General features: G+C 68.9%; 21 protein-coding genes. 10 read left to right on the plus strand and 11 right to left on the minus strand.

Annotation, left to right across the window (positions count from 1 at the left end; all coding sequences use genetic code 11):
* Window positions 1-6: 6 nt before the first annotated feature.
* Together CGR01S_RS03925 and CGR01S_RS03930 are read right to left on the minus strand one after the other, a co-directional pair.
* A complete protein-coding gene (locus tag CGR01S_RS03925) occupies window positions 7-2,046 on the minus strand; it encodes a TRAP transporter permease (RefSeq protein ID WP_042422604.1) in 2,040 nt (679 codons plus the stop codon).
* A gap of 59 nt (window positions 2,047-2,105) precedes the next feature.
* On the minus strand, window positions 2,106-3,065 hold the full coding sequence (locus CGR01S_RS03930; RefSeq protein WP_042422605.1) for a TAXI family TRAP transporter solute-binding subunit: 960 nt from the start codon (window positions 3,063-3,065) through the stop codon (window positions 2,106-2,108).
* A gap of 136 nt (window positions 3,066-3,201) precedes the next feature.
* Between CGR01S_RS03930 and xerD the strand changes: the two genes are divergently transcribed.
* Window positions 3,202-4,119, plus strand: coding sequence for a site-specific tyrosine recombinase XerD (gene xerD, locus CGR01S_RS03935; protein WP_042423424.1), 918 nt, complete (start codon window positions 3,202-3,204; stop codon window positions 4,117-4,119).
* 12 nt (window positions 4,120-4,131) lie between these two features.
* Here the strand turns inward: xerD and CGR01S_RS03940 are convergent, their stop codons facing one another.
* Window positions 4,132-5,403 carry an EAL and HDOD domain-containing protein gene (locus CGR01S_RS03940; protein WP_042422606.1) on the minus strand — a complete coding sequence of 424 codons (1,272 nt, stop codon included), beginning with the start codon at window positions 5,401-5,403 and terminating at the stop codon, window positions 4,132-4,134.
* 79 nt (window positions 5,404-5,482) lie between these two features.
* Complete coding sequence (locus CGR01S_RS03945; protein ID WP_042422607.1) at window positions 5,483-6,754, minus strand: EAL and HDOD domain-containing protein; 1,272 nt, start codon at window positions 6,752-6,754, stop codon at window positions 5,483-5,485.
* Window positions 6,755-6,972: 218 nt separating this feature from the next.
* Here CGR01S_RS03945 and CGR01S_RS03950 point away from each other — a divergent pair, with 218 nt between their 5' ends.
* Window positions 6,973-7,497: a gamma carbonic anhydrase family protein gene (locus CGR01S_RS03950; RefSeq protein ID WP_042422609.1), complete on the plus strand. Its 525-nt coding sequence runs from the start codon at window positions 6,973-6,975 to the stop codon at window positions 7,495-7,497.
* Window positions 7,498-7,516: 19 nt separating this feature from the next.
* A complete protein-coding gene (gene hslO / locus CGR01S_RS03955) occupies window positions 7,517-8,503 on the plus strand; it encodes an Hsp33 family molecular chaperone HslO (RefSeq protein ID WP_042422610.1) in 987 nt (328 codons plus the stop codon).
* Window positions 8,504-8,516: 13 nt separating this feature from the next.
* On the opposite strand, the gene ftsB is transcribed toward hslO, so the two are convergent.
* The 5 genes from ftsB to pyrG form a co-directional block, all read right to left on the minus strand.
* Window positions 8,517-8,807 (minus strand): cell division protein FtsB, encoded by a 291-nt coding sequence (ftsB, locus tag CGR01S_RS03960; RefSeq protein WP_042422612.1) that lies wholly within the window; start codon window positions 8,805-8,807, stop codon window positions 8,517-8,519.
* Window positions 8,808-8,822: 15 nt separating this feature from the next.
* Complete coding sequence (eno, locus tag CGR01S_RS03965) at window positions 8,823-10,109, minus strand: phosphopyruvate hydratase (protein ID WP_042422614.1); 1,287 nt, start codon at window positions 10,107-10,109, stop codon at window positions 8,823-8,825.
* Between the two features lie 85 nt (window positions 10,110-10,194).
* Window positions 10,195-10,485, minus strand: coding sequence for a DUF1330 domain-containing protein (locus CGR01S_RS03970; RefSeq protein ID WP_042422616.1), 291 nt, complete (start codon window positions 10,483-10,485; stop codon window positions 10,195-10,197).
* Window positions 10,486-10,489: 4 nt separating this feature from the next.
* The gene (gene kdsA, locus CGR01S_RS03975; RefSeq protein WP_042422618.1) at window positions 10,490-11,347 is read right to left on the minus strand and encodes a 3-deoxy-8-phosphooctulonate synthase; all 858 of its coding nucleotides are present in this window, start codon (window positions 11,345-11,347) and stop codon (window positions 10,490-10,492) included.
* A gap of 15 nt (window positions 11,348-11,362) precedes the next feature.
* Entirely contained in the window at window positions 11,363-13,021 is a 1,659-nt protein-coding gene (gene pyrG / locus CGR01S_RS03980; protein WP_042423426.1) for a CTP synthase, read from the minus strand.
* A gap of 75 nt (window positions 13,022-13,096) precedes the next feature.
* On the opposite strand from pyrG, the gene coaBC reads away from it, so the two are divergent.
* From coaBC to CGR01S_RS04000, 4 genes are all read left to right on the plus strand, one after another.
* On the plus strand, window positions 13,097-14,323 hold the full coding sequence (gene coaBC, locus CGR01S_RS03985) for a bifunctional phosphopantothenoylcysteine decarboxylase/phosphopantothenate--cysteine ligase CoaBC (RefSeq protein WP_042422619.1): 1,227 nt from the start codon (window positions 13,097-13,099) through the stop codon (window positions 14,321-14,323).
* Between the two features lie 21 nt (window positions 14,324-14,344).
* Window positions 14,345-14,833 carry a hypothetical protein gene (locus CGR01S_RS03990; RefSeq protein ID WP_042422621.1) on the plus strand — a complete coding sequence of 163 codons (489 nt, stop codon included), beginning with the start codon at window positions 14,345-14,347 and terminating at the stop codon, window positions 14,831-14,833.
* A complete protein-coding gene (gene dut, locus CGR01S_RS03995) occupies window positions 14,830-15,279 on the plus strand; it encodes a dUTP diphosphatase (RefSeq protein ID WP_042422623.1) in 450 nt (149 codons plus the stop codon). The genes CGR01S_RS03990 and dut overlap by 4 nt, the downstream gene beginning before the upstream one ends.
* 97 nt (window positions 15,280-15,376) lie before the next feature.
* Window positions 15,377-15,880 (plus strand): glycine zipper 2TM domain-containing protein, encoded by a 504-nt coding sequence (locus tag CGR01S_RS04000; RefSeq protein WP_439644726.1) that lies wholly within the window; start codon window positions 15,377-15,379, stop codon window positions 15,878-15,880.
* A 16-nt stretch (window positions 15,881-15,896) separates the two neighbouring features.
* On the opposite strand, the gene CGR01S_RS04005 is transcribed toward CGR01S_RS04000, so the two are convergent.
* Entirely contained in the window at window positions 15,897-16,421 is a 525-nt protein-coding gene (locus tag CGR01S_RS04005) for an FKBP-type peptidyl-prolyl cis-trans isomerase (RefSeq protein ID WP_042422625.1), read from the minus strand.
* Window positions 16,422-16,462: 41 nt separating this feature from the next.
* Between CGR01S_RS04005 and CGR01S_RS04010 the strand changes: the two genes are divergently transcribed.
* On the plus strand, window positions 16,463-16,987 hold the full coding sequence (locus tag CGR01S_RS04010) for a hypothetical protein (protein ID WP_042422627.1): 525 nt from the start codon (window positions 16,463-16,465) through the stop codon (window positions 16,985-16,987).
* A 223-nt stretch (window positions 16,988-17,210) separates the two neighbouring features.
* Window positions 17,211-17,447: a hypothetical protein gene (locus CGR01S_RS16310; RefSeq protein WP_084690554.1), complete on the plus strand. Its 237-nt coding sequence runs from the start codon at window positions 17,211-17,213 to the stop codon at window positions 17,445-17,447.
* 119 nt (window positions 17,448-17,566) lie between these two features.
* Here CGR01S_RS16310 and CGR01S_RS04020 read toward each other — a convergent pair whose 3' ends face one another.
* The gene (locus tag CGR01S_RS04020) at window positions 17,567-18,457 is read right to left on the minus strand and encodes a CoA transferase (protein ID WP_042422629.1); all 891 of its coding nucleotides are present in this window, start codon (window positions 18,455-18,457) and stop codon (window positions 17,567-17,569) included.
* Between the two features lie 82 nt (window positions 18,458-18,539).
* Here CGR01S_RS04020 and ygiD point away from each other — a divergent pair, with 82 nt between their 5' ends.
* Entirely contained in the window at window positions 18,540-19,406 is an 867-nt protein-coding gene (gene ygiD / locus CGR01S_RS04025) for a 4,5-DOPA-extradiol-dioxygenase (protein WP_042422632.1), read from the plus strand.
* Window positions 19,407-19,487: the final 81 nt, after the last annotated feature.

Genomic DNA, 19,487 nt, shown 5'->3' on the forward strand with positions numbered 1-19,487 from the left:
GCGCGCTCAGGCGCCCTGGGGCGCGCCCTGGCGTGTGCGCCAGGCGTGCCAGGCCAGGAACAGCGCCACCGCCGCCAGGCCGATCTCGTCGGTCAGCGGCACGGCCGCCACCAGCAGGCTGGCCGAGGCGACGGCCACGCCGCGCTCCAGCCAGTTCAGCGGCCCCCAGAGGTAGCCGATGGCGCCCGCACCCCACATGCCGATGGCGACCAGCGCCTTGAACACCACCCACACCGTGGCCAGCCAGCCGCCGCCCTGCAGCATCAGCGCCGGGCTGTACACCGCCATGTAGGGCACGATGAAGCCCGCCACGGCGATGCGCACGGCCTGCAGGCCGATCTTGAGCCCCGACTCGCGCGCGATCGGCGCCGCCGCAAAGGCCGCCAGCGCCACGGGCGGCGTCAGGTCCGCCATGATGCCGAAGTAAAACACAAACATGTGCGAGACGATCAGCGGCACGCCCAGCTGCAGCAGCACGGGCGCGGCCAGCGAGCTGGTGATGATGTAGTTGGGAATGGTCGGTATGCCCATGCCCAGCACCAGGCAGGTGAGCATGGTGAGGAACAGCGCCAGGAACAGGCTTTTCTCCCCCACGGCGATGATGCGCCCGCCCAGCTCGGCCGCCACGCCCGTGAGGTTGATGACGCCGATGATCACCCCCACCAGCGCGCAGGCAATGGCCACGGGCAGCGCATGGCGCGCGCCATCGGCCAGGGCGTTGAGCGCCAGGCGGCGGGCGTCCTGCCCGGTGCGGCGCACATAGGTCAGCACCACCAGCACGGCCGTGATGGCCATGAAGGTGCCCACCCCGAACCAGCGAAAGCCCGCGCACGCCAGCCCCAGCAGCACCCAGAACAGGGCGCGCAGCGCCGTGCCCTGTACCCCCTGGGCCAGGGCCGCGCCGAAGATCAGGATGACCGTGAGCGCCAGGCCCACCGTACCCGAGAACATGGGCGTATAGCCGGCAAACAGCAGCCACACCAGGCCGATGAGCGGCAGCAGCAGGTACCAGCGTGCGCGCACGGCCTTCCAGGGGTTGGGGCATTCATGCTTGGGCAGCCCCATCAGGCCCTTGCGCCCGGCCTCCAGATGCACCATCCAGAACGCCGTGAGGAAGTACAGCACGGCCGGAATCACGGCCGCCTTGACGATGTCCACATAAGGCACATTGATGGTCTCGGCCATGATGAAGGCCACGGCGCCCATCACCGGCGGCATGATCTGCCCGCCCATGCTGGAGGTGGCCTCCACCCCGCCGGCGAACGCCGGGCTGTAGCCAAAGCGCTTCATCAGCGGAATGGTGAACTGCCCGGTGGTGACCACGTTGGCCACGCCCGAGCCGTTGATCGTGCCCATCAGCGCCGACGAGATCACCGACACCTTGGCCGGCCCGCCGCGCGTGTGGCCCACGGTGCCCAGGGCGAAGTCGTTGAACAGGGCGATCATCCCGGCCTGCTCCAGGAACGCGCCGAACAGGATGAACAGAAAGATGTAGGTGGATGACACATAGGTCGGCGTGCCGTAGATGCCCTCGGTGCCGAAGGCCAGCGCGCCCACGATCTGGTCCAGCCCGAAGCCGCGGTGCGCCAGCAGGCCCGGCAGGTGCTGGCCCAGGAGCGCGTAGAGCAGGAAGATGCCGCAGATCAGCGGCAGGCCCCAGCCCATGGCGCGGCGCGCGGCCTCGAACACCAGGGCCACCAGCGTCACGCCGATCACCCAGTCCATGGCGATGAGCTCGCCCGAGCGGGCCGTGAGGTCGGCCTCGTACACCCAGTGGTACAGGCTGAAGACAAAGCCCGTGAGCCCCAGCGCCCAGCCCAGCACCCGGCCCGCCGCCGCCCGCCCGGCCGAGCGGCTGCGCTTGAACGGCGGCGAGACGGTGAACACCAGCAGCAGCACGAAGCCCACGTGGATGGCGCGGATCACCTGGCTGGACAGGGGGTGGAAGGCCGCCATCCACAACTGGTAGCTGGAGAAAAGAATGGCCACCGCAAACAGGGCGCCGCGCAGGCTGGCGTCCTGGCTTTCGGAATGCGTGTCGGTCATGGGCGGGTCTCCGGGGCAAAAAAACGGCCCCATGCCGGGGCCGTGTGCGGATGGCCTGTTTACTTGATCAGGCCCACTTCCTTGTAGTAGCGCTCGGCGCCCGGGTGCAGGGGCACGGGCATGCCCTTGATGGCGTTGTCGCGCACGATGGCCTTGGCCGCGTTGTGTGCGGCGTGCAGCGTGTCCAGGTGCTCGTACAACTGTTTGGCCATCTGGTAGGCCAGATCGTCGGACACGCCGGCGTGCGTGACGAGGAAGTTGGGGATGGCGGCCGTGGGCACGTCCTGCGCCTGGCCCGAGTAGGTGTTGGCCGGAATCACGGCGGCCTGGTAGGCGGCGTCGCCCACCTTGGCGACCACGTCGGCCGGCACGGGCACGACGACGATCTTCACCGCGGTCGCCAGGTCGCGGATCGAGGCCACGCCCAGGCCCGCAGACTGCAGCGTGGCGTCGAGCTGGCGGTTCTTGATGAGCTCCACGGACTCGCCGAACGGCAGGTACTCGACCTTGGCCAGGTCGGAGTAGGCGATGCCCGCGGCCTTGAAGATGGCGCGGGCGTTGAGCTCGGTGCCCGACTTGGCCGCGCCCACGGAAACGCGCTTGCCCTTGAGGTCGGCCAGCGTGCGGATGCCGGAGTCGGCGTTGGCGACGATCTGGATGTAGTTGTTGTACGTGGCCGAGAGGCCGCGCAGCTTGTCCAGCTTCTTGGGGAAACCGGCCTCGGCATCGCCCTTCCAGGCGTCCGACAGTGCGTCGCCCAGGGTGAAGGCCAGCTCGCCGCGGCCCGCCTGCAGCAGGTTGAGGTTTTCTGCCGAGGCCTTGGTCACCTGCGCGGTGGCGCGCGCGTTGGCGATGGACTTGGCGTACACCTGCGACAGCGCCACGCCCAGCGGGTAGTAAACGCCGCTCTGGCCCCCCGTGAGGACGTTGACGAACTGCTGTTGCTGGGCGTGGGCTGCCGAGGCCAGCAGGGCTGCGCCCAGGCTCAGGCCCAGGCTGATTTTGTGGATCCAGCGCATGCGTGTGTCTCCTGTGGTGTGCTTGGGAAAAGGCAGAATAGCGCAAGTGCACGCCGCGGGCCGCTGGCCGGGCGCAAAGCCCGCCCAGGGTTTTCCCCGGCTTGCACGGCTGGGCCGCGTGTCCTTTCTGTCCTGCATGGCTTCATCTCCCGCATCCCTTCCCGCACCGCCGCCGTCCTCGCTGATCGACGCCTTCGCCGATGCCCTGTGGCTGGAGGAAGGGCTGGCGCGCAACACGCTGGACGCCTACCGGCGCGACCTGGCCGCGCTGGCGCACTGGCTGGCGCCGCAGGGCAGGGGCCTGCTGCAGGCGCAGGAGGCCGATCTGCAGGCCTACTTTGCCCACCGCCACGCGCAGACGCGCGCCAGCACAGCCAACCGCCGGCTCACGGTGTTCAAGCGCTACTACCGCTGGGCGCTGCGCGAGCGCCATATCGGCCAGGACCCCACGCTGCGCCTGCAGGCCGCGCGCCAGGCCCTGCGCGTGCCCCGCACGCTCACGCAGGCCCAGGTCGAGGCGCTGCTGGCCGCCCCGGCGCAGGATACCGCGCTGGGCCTGCGCGACCGCGCCATGCTGGAGCTGATGTACGCCAGCGGCCTGCGCGTGTCCGAGCTCGTGGCGCTCAAGACCTGGAACCTGGGCTTGGCCGAAGGCGTGCTGCGCGTGCTGGGCAAGGGCGGCAAGGAGCGCCTGGTGCCCTTTGGCGAGGTGGCGCACCAGTGGCTGCTGCGCTACCTGGGCGAGGCGCGCGGCGCCATTCTGGCCGGGCAGCAGACCGACCATGTGTTCGTGACCGCGCGCGGCGCGGGCATGACGCGCGTGATGTTCTGGATGCTGGTGAAGAAATATGCGCAGTTGGCGGGCATCACGGCCCCACTGTCACCGCACACGCTGCGCCACGCGTTTGCCACGCACCTGCTCAACCACGGCGCCGACCTGCGCGTGGTGCAATTGCTGCTGGGGCATGCGGACATCTCCACCACCACCATCTACACGCACGTGGCGCGCGAGCGTCTCAAGGCGCTGCACGCCCAGCACCACCCGCGCGGCTGAGCCGCCGCGCCTTTATGCCGTCTGCAGCAGGTCGGCCCAGGCCAGGGCCTCCAGGTGCGCCATGTTCACCTGCCGGCCCGAGAGGTGCAGCAGTTCGGTGTTGTGTGCAAAGGCCGCCTCGTCACCGCTCTCGCAGGCCTTGGTGAGCGCAAGGAAGGGGGCGAGCGGGCCGCTGTGGTGCAGCAGCGCGTCGACCACCGTCTGCGGCAGCGTGACGGTTTCGATGGCCTTGTCCAGCGGGATGCCGAGCATGGCGTCGAGCAGCGAAAAAACCCCCACGACGAAGGCGTTGTCGCAGTCCTCGGGTGCCAGCATCTGCTGGGCCAGCAGCTCCATCAGGCGCCCGCGCACCACGGCCGTGGTGCCTATGGCGGGCGCTGTGCCGCTGTTGCGCGAGGTCGTCAGCAGCAGGGCCGCCCAGCGAAAGAGCTTTTTCAGGCCGAGGATCATCACCGCGTGGCGGAAGGAGGTGATTTCCGATTGCAGGCCAAAGCCCGAGGAATTGATGAAGCGCAGCAGGTTGAACGAGAGCGTGGGGTCCTTCTTGAGCAGCTCTTCGATCTCCGCCGGGCTGGCCTGCTTGCGGATGAGGTTGATGAGCTGCAGGATGATGGCCTGCGAGGGCCGCAGCGTCTTGGTCTGCACCAGCGAGGGCTGGGCGAACCAGAAGCCCTGGAAGTACTTCACCCCCAGGTCCAGCATGAGCTGGAACTGCTCGGCGGTCTCGACCTTTTCGGCCACCAGCTGCGCGGTGCTGTTGGCCTTGGCGAACTTCACCAGCGCCGGCGCCATCTCGGGCTTGAAGGACTGCATGTCCAGCTTGATGTAGGCGGCGCGCGGCAGCCATTGCACATAGGCGCGGCGCAGCACGTTCTGGTTGAACGCCAGCTTGAAGCCGCGCTTGATCAGCGTATCGAAATGCGCCAGCGCCGTGTCGATCGCCTCGGCCGTGGCGTTGTCCGCCAGCGTGGGGATCTCCAGCACCACCTTGTCGGGGTGCACCAGCTCCAGGTGGCCGCTGGCCAGGCTTTCGTGCGTGCAGTTGATGAATACCACCTTCTGGCCCACGAGGGCCTCGGCGCCGCCATGCGAGAGGGCGTTGAACAGCAGGGCAGCGTCGCTGGCCGCGGTGTGCGCTTCCACTGCCGTGGTGCGGTCGTACAACTCGTAGCCAAAGACCGCACGGTGCTCGTCCACGATGGCCTGGCGGGCGATCAGGGCGGCCATCCCATCCTCGGGGAGGGCGGTTTGCGGATCGGCGGCGGAGAGGGGGTCGTGGGTCATCGGTATGGTGGCAGGGTCGGGCGCAATTTTTCAATTCTAGGCCGAATGCCCGCCTGTCCCGCGGCTGCGGCCGCGGTGCTCACAGGTCGGTCACATGGTCGGCCCAGGCCAGGGCCTGCAGATGGGCGCCGTTGATCTGCTGGCTGCTCAGGTGCAGCGTGCTCGCCGCGTGGTGGAAGGCCTCGTCGTCGCTGGATTCGCAGGCCTCGGCCAGGGTGAGCAGGTCGCCCAGGAAACCCTCGCGCCGCAGCAGGGCCGCGCTGACCGTCTCGGGCACGATCAGCAGGTCCAGCGCCGCATCCAGGGGCATGCTCAGCATCACGTCCAGCATCGAGAAGATGCCCACCACGAAAGCCTCGTCCGCCTCGTCCTGCGAGACCGTCTCCAGCGCCAGCAGCTCCATGAGGCGCCCGCGCACCACGGCCGTGTGCCCCACGGAGGACGGCGTGCCGCTGCTGCGCGAAGCCGTGAGCAGCAGGGCGGCCCAGCGGAACAGCTTCTTCAGGCCCAGCAGCATCACGGCCTGGCGGAACGAGGTGACTTCGCGCGTGAGTCCCAGGCCCGCCGAGTTGATCAGGCGCATGAGGTTGAAGGCCAGGCCGGCGTCCTTCTTGAGCACTTCCTCGATCTCGCTGGTGGCCGCCTGCCGGCGCACCAGGTTGATGAGTTCGAGAATGCTGGCCTGCGCGGGCGCCACCAGCTTGGCCTGCACCAGCGCGGGCCGCGCGAACCAGTAGCCCTGGAAGATCTGTATGCCCTGGGTCGAGGCAAGGTCGTATTGCTGCGCGGTCTCGACCTTCTCGGCGATCAGTTCGGCCTCGCTGCGCCGGTTGGCATAGCTCACGAGCACGGCAAGCTGGTCGGGCGCGAGCGCCGACAGGTCGAACTTGATGTAGTCGGCCAGCGGCAGCCAGGAGGCATAGGTGGACTGCAGCACCGTGTGGTTGAACGCCAGGTGAAAGCCGCGTTCGCGCAGTGCCTGCAGGATGGGCAGGCGCGCCGCCACTTCTTCGGAGGCGGCATGGCCCAGCGGCGGGATTTCGAGCACGACCTTCTCCGGGTCCACCAGTTCGAGGTGACCGCCGGTCAGGCTTTCGTGGGTGCAGTTGACGAAGATCAGCTTCTTGCCCACCAGCTCGTCCGTGCCGGCGTGCGACAGCGCCGTGAAGACCAGGGCCACATCGCTCGCGGCCGTGTGCGCCTGGCCGGAGCGCGACCGGTTGAAGAGTTCGTAGCCGATGACCACATGCTGGGAGTTCACGATGGCCTGGCGCGCAATCAAGGCCACCGAGGTCAGGCTGGAGTCCTGTGGCGGGGTGTGTGGTCCTGCGGAAACGGAGGGTGGTGACATTGAGGGGAGATACAGACAGAAGGGGCTGGGCGGTGGGGCGCAAGCGCAAGGCGCCGCCCCAGGTCCGACGGCAGGGTTGGACCGGCGGGCACAGGGGTTTCCTGGCGCGCCAGGCGGAATGCCTGCAATCCTTACAATTCTAGGCGCTGGCGCCCTTGGGGAGCAGGGCTTTGTGTAACCAAAGACGGCCGGCGCACTCTGATTTGCAAAGGGACGACATGGCGATTTACGAACTCGACGGCGTGGCGCCGCAGGTGGCCCCATCGGCCTGGGTGGCCGACAGCGCGCAGGTGATGGGCAATGTGACCCTGGGCGAAGACGCCAGCGTGTGGTTCGGCACCGTGGTGCGCGGCGACACCGAGACCATCACCATCGGCGCGGGCTCCAACATCCAGGACGCCAGCGTGCTGCACGCCGACTTCGGCAAACCCCTGGTGGTCGGTGAGCGGGTGACCGTGGGCCACCAGGTGATGCTGCACGGCTGCACCATCGGCGACGAGTCGCTCATCGGCATCGGCGCCGTCGTCCTCAACGGGGCGAAGATCGGCCGGAACTGCCTGGTGGGCGCAGGCGCGCTGGTGACCGAGGGCAAGGAATTCCCGGACGGCTCCATGATCATCGGCAGCCCCGCCAAGGTGGTGCGCCAGCTCACGCCCGAGCAGATCGAGGGCCTGCGCCTGAGCGCGCTGCACTACATCGAAAACGCCCGCCGCTTCAAGAGCGGCCTGCGCAAGATCGGCTGATTACCTCTGGAACCCCGGCGTGTCTGAACTCCACAAGTTTCTTTTCGATGGCCTGCCCGTGCGCGGCATGCTGGTGCGCCTGACCGGCGCCTGGACCGAGATGCTGGCGCGCCGCGCCGGCAACACCGCCACGGGCCCCTACCCGGAGCCGGTGCGGGCCTTGCTCGGCGAGATGGCTGCCGCCGCCGTGCTCATGCAGTCCAACATCAAGTTCAACGGCGCGCTGGTGATGCAGGTGTTTGGCGACGGCCCGGTCAAGCTGGCCGTGGTGGAGGTGCAGCCGGACCTGTCCCTGCGCGCCACGGCCACGCTGCACGCCGCCGTGCCTGACGGCACTTCGCTGAGCCAGATGGTCAACGCGGCGGGCGCTGGGCGCTGCGCCATCACGCTGGATCCCAAGGACCGCAGGCCGGGCCAGCAGCCCTACCAGGGCGTGGTGCCGCTGCAGGCGCTCGAGGGGCAGCCCTTCGAGCAGTTCTCCGACGTGCTGCAGCACTACATGCGCCAGTCCGAGCAGCTCGACACCGTGCTCGTGCTCGCGGCCGATGACCGCGTGGCCGCGGGGCTGCTGATCCAGCGCATGCCCGTGCAGGGCCAGGCCAATCTGGCGGGCACGGCGGTACCGGACGACGCGCAGGACGGCAGCGGCGAGGATTTCAACCGCATCGCCCACCTGGCGCGCAGCCTCACGCGCGCGGAGCTGCTCACGCTGGATGCCGACACCATCCTGCGCCGCCTGTTCTGGGAGGAAAAGCTCGTGCGCTTTGCGCCGCTGCAGGGTGCGGAAGGCCCGCACTTCGCCTGCACCTGCTCGCGCGAGCGCGTCGCGCGCATGCTCCAGGGGCTGGGGCGGGCCGAGGCCGAGGGCATCGTGGCCGAGCAGGGCCGCATCGAGGTGGGCTGCGATTTCTGCGGCCAGCAGTACCGCTTCGACGCGGTCGACGCGGCGGGGCTGTTTGCCAGCGCGGCCGTGGACCAGCCGCCCGCCTCCTCGGCGCTGCAGTAGCCGCCAGCGGCGCTCAGCGCGCCGCCGGGGCCGGCGTGTACTGCACGAAGATCTCGCCTGGCTTGACCATGCCGAGCTCGCTGCGCGCCTTTTCCTCGACCATGTCCAGGCCTTCCTTGAGGTCCTGCACCTCCGAGGCCAGGCGCTCGTTCTCCTGCGCGGCCCGGGCATTGGCGGCCTTCTGGGTGTCGATCTGGCGCTGCATCTCGTGCACGCGCGCAACGCTGCCCCGGCCCAGCCAAAGCTGGGCGTGCACGGCTGCCAGCAGGGCCAGCAGCACCAGGGGCAGAAGGCGTGAGCCCACGGCGCTCGCGCGGGGTCAGCGCAGGTTGTAGAAGGCCGCGCGGCCGGGGTAGTGCGCGATGTCGCCCAGGTCTTCTTCGATGCGCAGCAACTGGTTGTACTTGGCGATGCGGTCCGAGCGCGAGAGCGAGCCGGTCTTGATCTGGCCGGCGTTCAGGCCCACGGCGATGTCGGCGATGGTGCTGTCCTCGGTCTCGCCCGAGCGGTGGCTGATCACGGCGGTATAGCCCGCGCGCTTGGCCATCTCGATGGCGGCGAAGGTCTCGGTCAGCGTGCCGATCTGGTTGATCTTGATGAGGATGGAGTTGGCGATGTTCTTCTCGATGCCTTCCTTGAGGATCCTGGTGTTGGTGACGAACAGGTCGTCGCCCACGAGCTGCACGTTCTGGCCCAGGCGCTCGGTCAGCAGCTTCCAGCCGTCCCAGTCGCCTTCGTGCATGCCGTCCTCGATGGAGATGATGGGGTACTTGTCGCACCAGGTGGCGAGCATGTCGGTCCACTGCTGGGCGGTCAGCTTCAGGCCGCCTTCGCCTTCGAGCACGTACAGGCCGTCCTTGTAGAACTCGCTGGCGGCGCAGTCCAGGCCCAGGGCGATCTGCTCGCCCGCGGTGTAGCCGGCGGCGTCGATGGCCTGCAGGATGAGCTGGATGGCGGCCTCATGGTTCTCGACGCTGGGGGCAAAACCACCCTCGTCGCCCACGGCGGTGCTCATGCCCTTGTCGTGGATGATCTTCTTGAGCGCGTGGAACACCTCGGCGCCCCAGCGCAGCGCCTCGCGGAAGGAGGGGGCGCCCACGGGGATGATCATGAACTCCTGCAGGTCCAGGCTGTTGTTGGCATGCGCGCCGCCGTTGATGACGTTCATCATCGGCACGGGCAGGTGGCAGCCGTTCATGCCGCCGAAATAGCGGTACAGCGGCAGGCCGGATTCCTCGGCCGCGGCGCGCGCCACGGCCATGGAGACGGCCAGCAGCGCGTTGGCGCCCAGGCGGCTCTTGTTCTCGGTGCCGTCCAGGTCGATCAGGGTCTTGTCCAGGAAGGCCTGCTCGGAGGCGTCCAGGCCCAGCACGGCCTCGCTGATCTCGGTGTTGATGTGCTCCACGGCCTGCAGCACGCCCTTGCCCAGGTAGCGCGTCTTGTCGCCATCGCGCAGCTCGATGGCCTCGCGCGAGCCGGTGGACGCTCCGCTGGGCACGGCGGCGCGGCCCATCACGCCCGATTCCAGCAGCACGTCGCACTCGACGGTGGGGTTGCCGCGGCTGTCCAGCACTTCGCGGCCTACGATGTCAACGATGGCACTCATGGGGTTCCCTTTTTTCAGAAGTTTTAAATCAAATCAGCCTCCAGCGCTTTTCCATCAAGCGCCAGTAGCTATCAAAAACGGAGCATTACAGGCCTTCGACGCACACCAGACGCATGATGGCCGCGCCCTCGCGCGCCGCGCGGGCCTTGCCGTACTCGGGCGAATGGTAGAAGGCCCTGGCTGCCTCGAAGCTGGGAAACTTGGCGATCACCACGCGCTCGGGCGTCCAGTCGCCCTCCATCACCTCCACCTGGCCGCCGCGCACGCAGATTTCTGCACCGTGCGCGGCAAACGCCGCGGTGGACCATTTCTTGTATTCCTCGTACTGCGCGGGGTTGGTGACGCGCACGTTGGCGATGATGTAGCCGCTGGGCATGGTGTCAGGCTCCAAAGTTGTTTTCGAGAAAACCGTTCTTCTTGGTGACGTCGTCGAGCGCCACCAGGGTTTCGAGCAGCGCGCGCATGTGCTTGAGCGGCACGGCGTTGGGCCCGTCCGACCAGGCTTCGGCGGGCTTGGGGTGCGTTTCCATGAACAGGCCCGCCACGCCCACGGCCACGCCGGCGCGGGCCAGCACCGGTACCATCTCGCGCGCGCCGCCGCTCACGGCCCCCAGGCCGCCGGGCTTTTGCACCGAGTGGGTCACGTCGAACACCACGGGCGCGCCGGAGTTGCGCATCTCGGCCAGGCTGGTCATGTCGGCCACGAGGTTGTTGTAGCCGAAGCTCACGCCGCGCTCGCAGGCGAGGAAGCGGTCTTCCGACAGGCCCACCTCGCGCGCGGCGGCGCGGGCCTTGTCGATGACGTTCTTCATGTCCCAGGGCGCGAGGAACTGGCCCTTCTTGATGTTCACCGGCTTGCCGGACTGCGCCACGGCGCGGATGAAGTCGGTCTGGCGGCACAGGAAGGCCGGCGTCTGCAGCACGTCCACCACGCTGGCCACCTCGGCCACCTGCGAGGCGTCGTGCACGTCGGTCAGGATGGGCAGCTGCAGCTGGCGGCGCACTTCATCGAGGATCTTCAGGCCCGCGTCCAGGCCCACGCCGCGCGGGCTCGTGCCCGACGAGCGGTTCGCCTTGTCGAACGAGCCCTTGTAGATCAGGGGAACGCCCAGGGCCGCGCAGGCTTCCTTGAGCTGGCCCGCCACATCGAGCGACATCTCCAGCCCTTCGATGGAGCAGGTGCCGGCGATCAGGAAGAAGCGCTGGTCCAGGCCGACATTGAATCCGCACAGTTGCATGGACTCTCCTTCCGATCAGGCTTTCGCCGCTTGCTTGCGGTGTTGCACGGCCGCCTTGACGAAGGCGTTGAACAGCGGGTGGCCGCTCCAGGGCGTGGACTTGAACTCGGGGTGGAACTGCACGCCGATGAACCAGGGATGCACGCTCTGCGGCAGCTCGACGATCTCCGTCAGGTGCTCGCGCTGCGTGAGCGCCGAGATCACCAGGCCGGCACCGCGCAGCTTGTCCAGGTACTGCACGTTGGCTTCGTAGCGGTGGCGGTGGCGCTCGGTCACCACGCTGCCATAGATGCTGTGGGCCAGGGTGCCGGGCTGCACGTCCGAGCTTTGCGCGCCCAGGCGCATGGTGCCGCCGAGGTCGGAGGTCTCGGAGCGCGTCTTGATGGTGCCGTCCTCGTCCTTCCATTCGGTGATCAGGGCGATGACCGGGTGCTTTGTCGCCGGGTCGAATTCGGTGGAGTTGGCACCCGCCAGGCCTGCCACATGGCGCGCGTACTCGATGGTAGCCACCTGCATGCCCAGGCAGATGCCCAGGTAGGGCACCTTGTGCTCGCGCGCGTAGCGCGCCGTGCTGATCTTGCCCTCCACGCCGCGCGCGCCAAAACCGCCAGGCACGAGGATGGCGTCGTAGGCGCCCAGCAGCTCGCCGGCGTTCGCGTCGGTGATGTCTTCCGAGTCCAGGTGGTCGATCTTCACGCGCACATGGCTTTGCATGCCGGCGTGCTTGAGCGCCTCGTTGACGGACTTGTACGCGTCCGACAGCTCCACGTACTTGCCCACCATGGCGATGCGCACCTCGCCCTGCGGGTGCTCGGTCTCGTGCACCAGCGCGTCCCAGCGCTTGAGGTTGGCGGGCGGCGTGTTCAGGCGCAGCTTGTCGCAGATCAGGCCGTCCAGGCCCTGCTCGTGCAGCATGCGCGGCACCTTGTAGATGGTGTCCACGTCCCACATGCTGATCACGCCCCATTCGGGCACGTTGGTGAACAGGGAGATCTTCTCGCGCTCCTCCTCGGGCACGGCCTGCTGGGCGCGGCACAGGAGGGCGTCTGGCTGGATGCCGATCTCGCGCAGCTTCTGCACCGTGTGCTGCGTGGGCTTGGTCTTGAGCTCGCCGGCCGTGGCGATCCAGGGCAGGTAGGTCAGGTGCACGAAGGCCGAGTTGTTCGGGCCCAGCTTGAGCGACAACTGGCGCACGGCCTCCAGGAAGGGCAGGGACTCGATGTCGCCCACGGTGCCGCCCACCTCGCAGATGGCCACGTCCACGGCGTCGTCCGTGCCGATGCCCGCGCCGCGCTTGATGAATTCCTGGATCTCGTTGGTCACGTGGGGGATCACCTGCACGGTCTTGCCGAGGTAGTCGCCGCGGCGCTCCTTTTCGAGCACGGACTGGTAGATGCGGCCGGTGGTGAAGTTGTTGGCCTGCTTCATGCGCGTTTCGATGAAGCGCTCGTAGTGGCCCAGGTCCAGGTCGGTTTCGGCGCCATCGTCGGTCACGAAGACCTCACCATGCTGGAAGGGTGACATGGTGCCCGGGTCCACGTTGATGTACGGGTCGAGCTTGATGAGGGTGACTTTGAGACCCCGCGATTCGAGGATCGCGGCAAGGGAGGCTGAGGCGATTCCCTTGCCCAGGGAAGACACCACACCGCCGGTGACGAAGACGAATTTGGTCATGTCTTTGATGGTGGTGGGAAATTGCAATTATAAAGTCCGCCTTCCGGGCGTAGCCCGTCTGCTAAATTGCGCGCCATGAATGCACTCGCTGGCAAACACATCGTCCTGGGCCTCAGTGGAGGCGTCGCCTGCTACAAATCCGCCGAACTGGCGCGCCTGCTGGTCAAGGCCGGCGCCACCGTGCAGGTGGTGATGACCGAGGCGGCCGCGCAATTCATCACCCCCGTGACCATGCAGGCGCTCACCGGGCGCAGCGTCTACACCTCGCAGTGGGACGCGCGCGAGGGCAACAACATGGCGCACATCAACCTGAGCCGCGCGGCCGACGCCATCCTCATCGCCCCCTGCAGCGCCGACTTCATCGCGCGCCTGGTGCAGGGGCGCGCGGACGAGCTGCTGAGCCTGCTGTGCCTGGCGCGCCCCCTGCAGCAGGTGCCCCTGCTGCTCGCCCCGGCCATGAACCGCGAGATGTGGGCCCACCCCGCCACGCAGCGCAACCTGGCGCAGGTGGCGCAGGATGGCGCCCGGGTGCTGGGCGTGGGCTGCGGCGAGCAGGCCTGCGGCGAGACGGGCGATGGCCGCATGCTCGAGCCCGGCGAAATCATGGAGGAGCTGGCCGCCTTCTTCACCCCGCAGCGCCTGGCGGGCCAGCGCGTGCTCATCACCGCCGGGCCCACCTTCGAGGCCATCGACCCGGTGCGCGGCATCACCAACCTCTCCAGCGGCAAGATGGGCTTTGCCATTGCGCGCGCGGCGCGCGCGGCCGGGGCCGAGGTCACGCTGGTGGCCGGTCCCGTGCACCTGCCCACGCCGCGCGGCGTGCGCCGCATCGACGTGCGTTCAGCACGAAATATGCTTGCAGCCGTTGAAGGGCAAGCGCCGGAAGCTACTATTTTTATAGCGACGGCTGCCGTCGCCGACTGGCGGCCCGCGCACAGCGCGGAGCACAAGATCAAGAAGGACGGCTCGGGCATGCCGCCGCCGCTGGCCTTCGTCGAGAACCCGGACATCCTCGCGCAGGTGGCGGCCTCGGAGCGCGCGCGCGCCGGCGCGCTCTACTGCGTGGGCTTTGCCGCCGAGAGCGAGCACCTGCTCGCCCATGCCAGCGCCAAGCGCGTGCGCAAGGGCGTGCCGCTGCTGGTGGGCAACATCGGCCCGGCCACCTTCGGCCAGGACGACAACGCCCTGCTGCTCATCGACGACCAGGGCCACCGCGAGCTCCCGCGCGCCAGCAAGGACGAGCTGGCACGCCAGCTCGTCGCCGAGATCGCGGCGCGCTGCCCCCCGGCGCCCCCGCGCTGATCTTCCTGCAGGAGCTGCACCATGCCCCCCGTGCCCCGACCCGACTGGGATACCCCGCCCCAGGGCGACTTCGCCCGCTACGTGGAGCGCCTGAGCGCCGGCACGCCGGTGGCGCCCGGTGCCCGCTCTGCGGAGCCGCACAGCGCGCATACGCGCCTGCAGGGCCCCGTGGGCGCGCCCGGCAAAACCGCGCCTGCCGCGGCGCCGGCGCCGGGCGCAGCGCCGGACCTGGGCGCGCTCCCCGGCCGGTTTGTGCAGGGCGTGCGCGTGGTGCGCGGCCTGCTGCTGCTGTGGGCCGTGCTGCAGGCGCTGGCGCTCTGGCGCGGCCAGGGCTCGTGGGCCATGCTGGCGCTGGCCGCGGGGCTGTGGTGGGTGCTCGGTCGCGTGGTGCAGCGCGCCGCCCGGCTGCTGGCTCCGCCAGCGGCGGCGCAGGCCGCGCAAGGCATCGCGGCCTTGCAGCAGCGGCTGCAGCAAATGGCAAAACAAAGTAACAAGGGAAAACGCCCGTGAAGATAGACGTCAAGATCCTGGACCCGCGCATGGCCGCGCAACTGCCCGCCTATGCCACGCCCGGCAGTGCCGGCCTGGACCTGCGCGCCTGCCTGGATGCGCCGCTCACGCTCGCGCCCAATGCCTGGGAGCTCGTGCCCACGGGCATTGCCATCCACCTGCGCGACCCGGGCTACGCGGCACTCATCCTGCCGCGCTCGGGCCTGGGGCACAAGCACGGCATCGTGCTGGGCAATCTCGTGGGGCTGATCGACAGCGACTACCAGGGCCAGCTCATGGTGAGCGCCTGGAACCGCAGCGGCCAGGCCTTCACCATCGACCCCATGGAGCGGCTGGCGCAAATGGTCATCGTGCCCGTGGTGCAGGCGCAATTCAACGTGGTGGACGATTTTTCTGTTACAAGCGCACGCGGCGAAGGGGGGTATGGTTCCACCGGCCAGGGCTGATGCGCCTGGCCCGCGGGCCCGCCCGTCACGGAACCTCCCGTGCTCCGGCGGCCCCAACCGTACATCCGCATTGTTGGCCACCTTCAAGGAGAACATCGTGACCCCACTGCCATCCCGCCTGCCTGCGCGCACTGCCGCGGTGCTTGCCACTGCCTGCGCGGCCAGTCTGCTGGCGGCCTGTGCCTACCAGCGCCCGGCACCGCAGTCCTATCCACCCCCCGCCGTCTACCAGGGCAGCACCGCGCCGCAGGCTCCCGCCACCGCCGAATATGGCCGCGTGAGCCAGATCGAATGGCTGCCGGGCAGCCCGCGCGCGCAGACCACGGGCGGCGGTGCGATTCTCGGCGCCGTGGTCGGCGGCCTGATCGGCAACCAGATCGGCAGGGGCAGCGGCCGGGCAGCGGCCACCGCCGTGGGGGCGGTGGGTGGCGCAGTGGCGGGCAATGCGATCGAGGAGCGCAACCAGTCGGCCCAGGGCGCCTACCGCCTGTCGATCCAGCTGGACCGCGGCGGCTACCGCCTGTATGACGTGCCCTCGGTGGGTGACCTGCGCGTCGGCGACCGGGTGCGCGTGGTCAACGGGCAGATCTCGCGCTACTGAGCAGGCGCTGGCGCGCTCAGTGCAAGGCCGGCGTGCCGCCCGCGGGCGGCTGGATGCGGAAGAATCCGGTGCCGGCCGAGCCGCAGCCGACCTCATCGGCCGTGGCCGCGCGCACGGCGCAGACCTTGATGTGCAGGCGCAGCGCGATGCCTGCGAGCGGGTGGTTGCCATCGAGCACCACATGCTCGGGGTAGATCTCGGTCACGGTGTAGAACAGGTCGCGCGGGGCTTCGGGGTTGCAGCCTGCGGGCAGCGCCGAGCCTTCGATGATCATGCCTTCCTCCAGGCTGTCGGGAAACAGCGTGCGCGCTTCCAGGAAGAGCAGGTTCTCGCGGTAGTCGCCAAAAGCGTCCTCGGGCTCCAGGTGCAGCGACAGCGTGTCGCCGGCGCTGCGCCCGAGCAGCGCCTCGTCGATGCGGGCCAGCAAATCGTCGCCGCCCACGAGAAACTCCACCGGCTCGTCCAGCACATCCAGCGTTTCGCCGAGCGTATCGGTCAAGGTCCAGGTCAGGGCCGCCACGGTATGTTGTTTGATTTCCATACGAGAATTGTCGCAGTTTGTCCCATCCACGGAGGGTTTTCATGACCGATGCCACCGCCGGGCCCGCAGGCGAAGCCGCGCCCCCTTTGCCCCAGGGGCGCTTCAGCGGCCGGGAGGCCTTTCAGCAGTTGGTGCGCGACGCCCTGGCCACGGCTGCGCGCGAAGGCTGGCGCGAGCTGGTGCTCAGTGATGCCGATTTCCATGACTGGCCCCTGGGCGAGCGCGCCGTGGTGGAGTCGTTGCAGGCCTGGGCGCGCAGCGGCAGGCGCATGACGCTGCTGGCGCGTAGCTATGGGGAGGTGCAGCGGCGCCACGCCCGCCTGGTGCGCTGGCGCACGACCTGGGACCACATCCTCACCTGCCGCGTGGCTCCCGGGGCCGATCCGCTGGACATTCCCAGCGCCATCTGGTCGCCGCAATGGGTGCTGCAGCGCGTGGACCCGGAGCGCAGCGTGGGCGTGACGGGCACCGAACCCGAAAGGCGCGTGCTGCTGCAGGAGTTGCTGGCCGAGTGGGTGCGCAGCAAAAGCGCGCCCGGATTCCCGGCCACGACCCTGGGTTTGTGAAATTCCTGTCAACCATGTCAGCCTTCCGTCAGTTATAGGCAACGCGGCCGGCAAGTTGTGCACTTGGTAATAGCCACTATTGACAAATCGCAATACAATCGTCGGCTGATTGAAAAAACGCGCTGCTGTTCTGGGGCGCGCTCTGCCAGAGCGTGGCCCGGCCTGAAAAAGCCGGACCTGATGGCTGATTGTTTTTTGACCCTCTGTCCAAGGAAAACCTGAAATGAACAAGACCCTCGTCATCGCTTCGCTGATCGCTGCTGCTGCCCTGGCTGCCTGCGGCAAGAAGGAAGAGCCGGCTCCTGCCCCCGCTCCCGCACCCGCCGCCGCTCCTGCCCCCGAAGCTCCCGCATCCGCCGCTGTCGAGGCTGCCTCCGCTCCTGCCGAAGCCGCTCCTGCCGCCGCTTCCGAGGCTGCTCCAGCCGCCGAAGCCGCTCCCGCCGCTTCCGAAGCCAAGTAATCCTCTGCGCCCAGGCGCTGGCCCGCAGGGCAGCGCCTACGGCTCTCAAGCCCCGTCCGTTCGGCCGGGGCTTTTTTGCGTGGTGCAGCCACCGCGGGGCGCCTGTCGGCACCCCTCGTTCAGGGCAGGCTGTGCAAGGGGATGTCGCGCGCGCGCGCCAGGGCGTCGAGCGCGGCGCGGTCCTGGCCCTGCAGAAAGGCGGCGATGGCGGCATGCGTCTCGGGCTGGCGCAGGGTGGCGGCGTCTCCACGCGCCGGCAGGCCTGCGGCCTCGCACAGGCGGGCGGCAAAGTGCGGTTCCAGCGCCGCCACCGCCACGCGCCCGTCGGCGCACGGGTAGATGCGGTAGCCTGCGTGGGCGCCGCCCACATCGCCCTGGGGCGTGGTCAGTCCCCAGTGCAGGGGCAGGGCAAGCCAGTCGGCCGCTTCGGCCAGGCCCACTTCGATGCAGGTGCCTGCGCCGCTGTGCGCGCGCGCCTGCAGTGCCTGGAGCACCGCCTCGCTGGCCATGAGGGCGCCGGCCATGTCGGCGAACAGCGAGGGCGGTGTCTGCAGGCCCGACAGCAGGCCGGCTTCGGCCTGGTAGGTCAGGTCGTGACCCGGCTCTTCGGCACGCGCGCCCAGCGCGCCCACGATGCGTACCAGCGACAGCCGCGGATAGCGTGCGTGCAGCCCTTCCCAGTCCAGGCCCAGCTTGGCCAGCGCCGAGGGGCGGAAGGACGTGATCAGCACGTCGGTCTGTGCCAGCTCCGCGTGCAGCAGCGCCTGGCCTTCCTCGGTCTTGAGGTGGGCGCGCAGCACGCGCACGCCTTCGTGCAGCGTGTCGTAGGCGGCGGGGCTGTAGATGCCCATGGGGTCGGCGCTGTCCATGCCGGGCGCTGCGGGCGGCTCCAGCTTGGTGCACAACGCCCCCATGCGCGCGCAGCGCAGCAGGGCGGCCGGTCCGGGCAGGTTCAGCGCCAGGCTCAGGATGCGGGTGGCCGACAGGGCTTGAGTGGGAACTGTGGTCATGGGGGCGATACGGGTGTCGAGGACATGATGGAGCCGACAATGTACTGGTGTTTGCCCCGCCATCCTGCCGGAGTCCCCGTCCATGACCACGCCACCTGCCGCTCTGCTGCCAGCGCTCCAGGAGCTGCGCCCTTCGCGCCGCATGCCGGTGCTGTTCGTCGGCCATGGCAGCCCCATGAATGCGGTGGAGGACAACGTCTGGCGGCGCGCCTGGCAGGATCTGGGCCGCGAGCTGCTGGGCCACGCGCAGCGCCCGCAGCTCATTCTGTGCATTTCGGCCCACTGGCTCACGCCCGGCGGCTGGTACCTCACGGGCATGGCGCAGCCGCGCACCCTTCATGACTTTGGCGGCTTTCCGCCCGTGCTGTATGCGCAGCAGTACCCCGCGCCTGGAGCCCCGCAGGCGGCGCAGGCCCTGGCGGCGGCGCTGCGCTCTCCGGCCACGGGCAAGCCCCTGGGCGTGGACGAGGCGCACTGGGGCCTGGACCATGGGGCCTGGTCCATCCTGATGCCCATGTTCCCGGCGGCGGACATTCCGGTGGTGCAGCTGAGCATGGACTTCGCCCGGCCGCCGGCCGAGCACTATGCGCTGGGCCGGCAACTGCGTGCCTGGCGCGAGCGCGGCGTGCTCATCGTGGGCAGCGGCAACGTGGTGCACCACCTGGGCGCCATGCGTGCGGGCTCGGGCATCAATGCCACCTACACCTGGGCCGCGGAGTTCGACGCGCGCGTGACCGATCTGGTGAGGCGGGGCGAGCTGGACGCCCTGGCCGGGTTTGCGCAATGGGGCGAGAGCGCGCGCCAGGCGCACCCCACGCACGAGCATTTCCTGCCGCTGCTCTATGCCGCGGGCGCCGTGCACCCCGGCGAGGCGCCGCGCTTCTTCAACACCGGCTTCCAGGCGGCGTCGATTTCCATGCGCTCCATGGCCTGGGGCATGGAGCTATGAATTTGATAGCTGCTGGCGCTTGCCCAGAAAGCGCTGGAAGCAAAAAACCGCCCGAAGGCGGTTGGGCGGGCAGGCCGGGGG

This window comes from Comamonas granuli NBRC 101663, assembly GCF_000739995.1.
Classification (GTDB): Bacteria; Pseudomonadota; Gammaproteobacteria; order Burkholderiales; family Burkholderiaceae_C; genus Simplicispira; species Simplicispira granuli.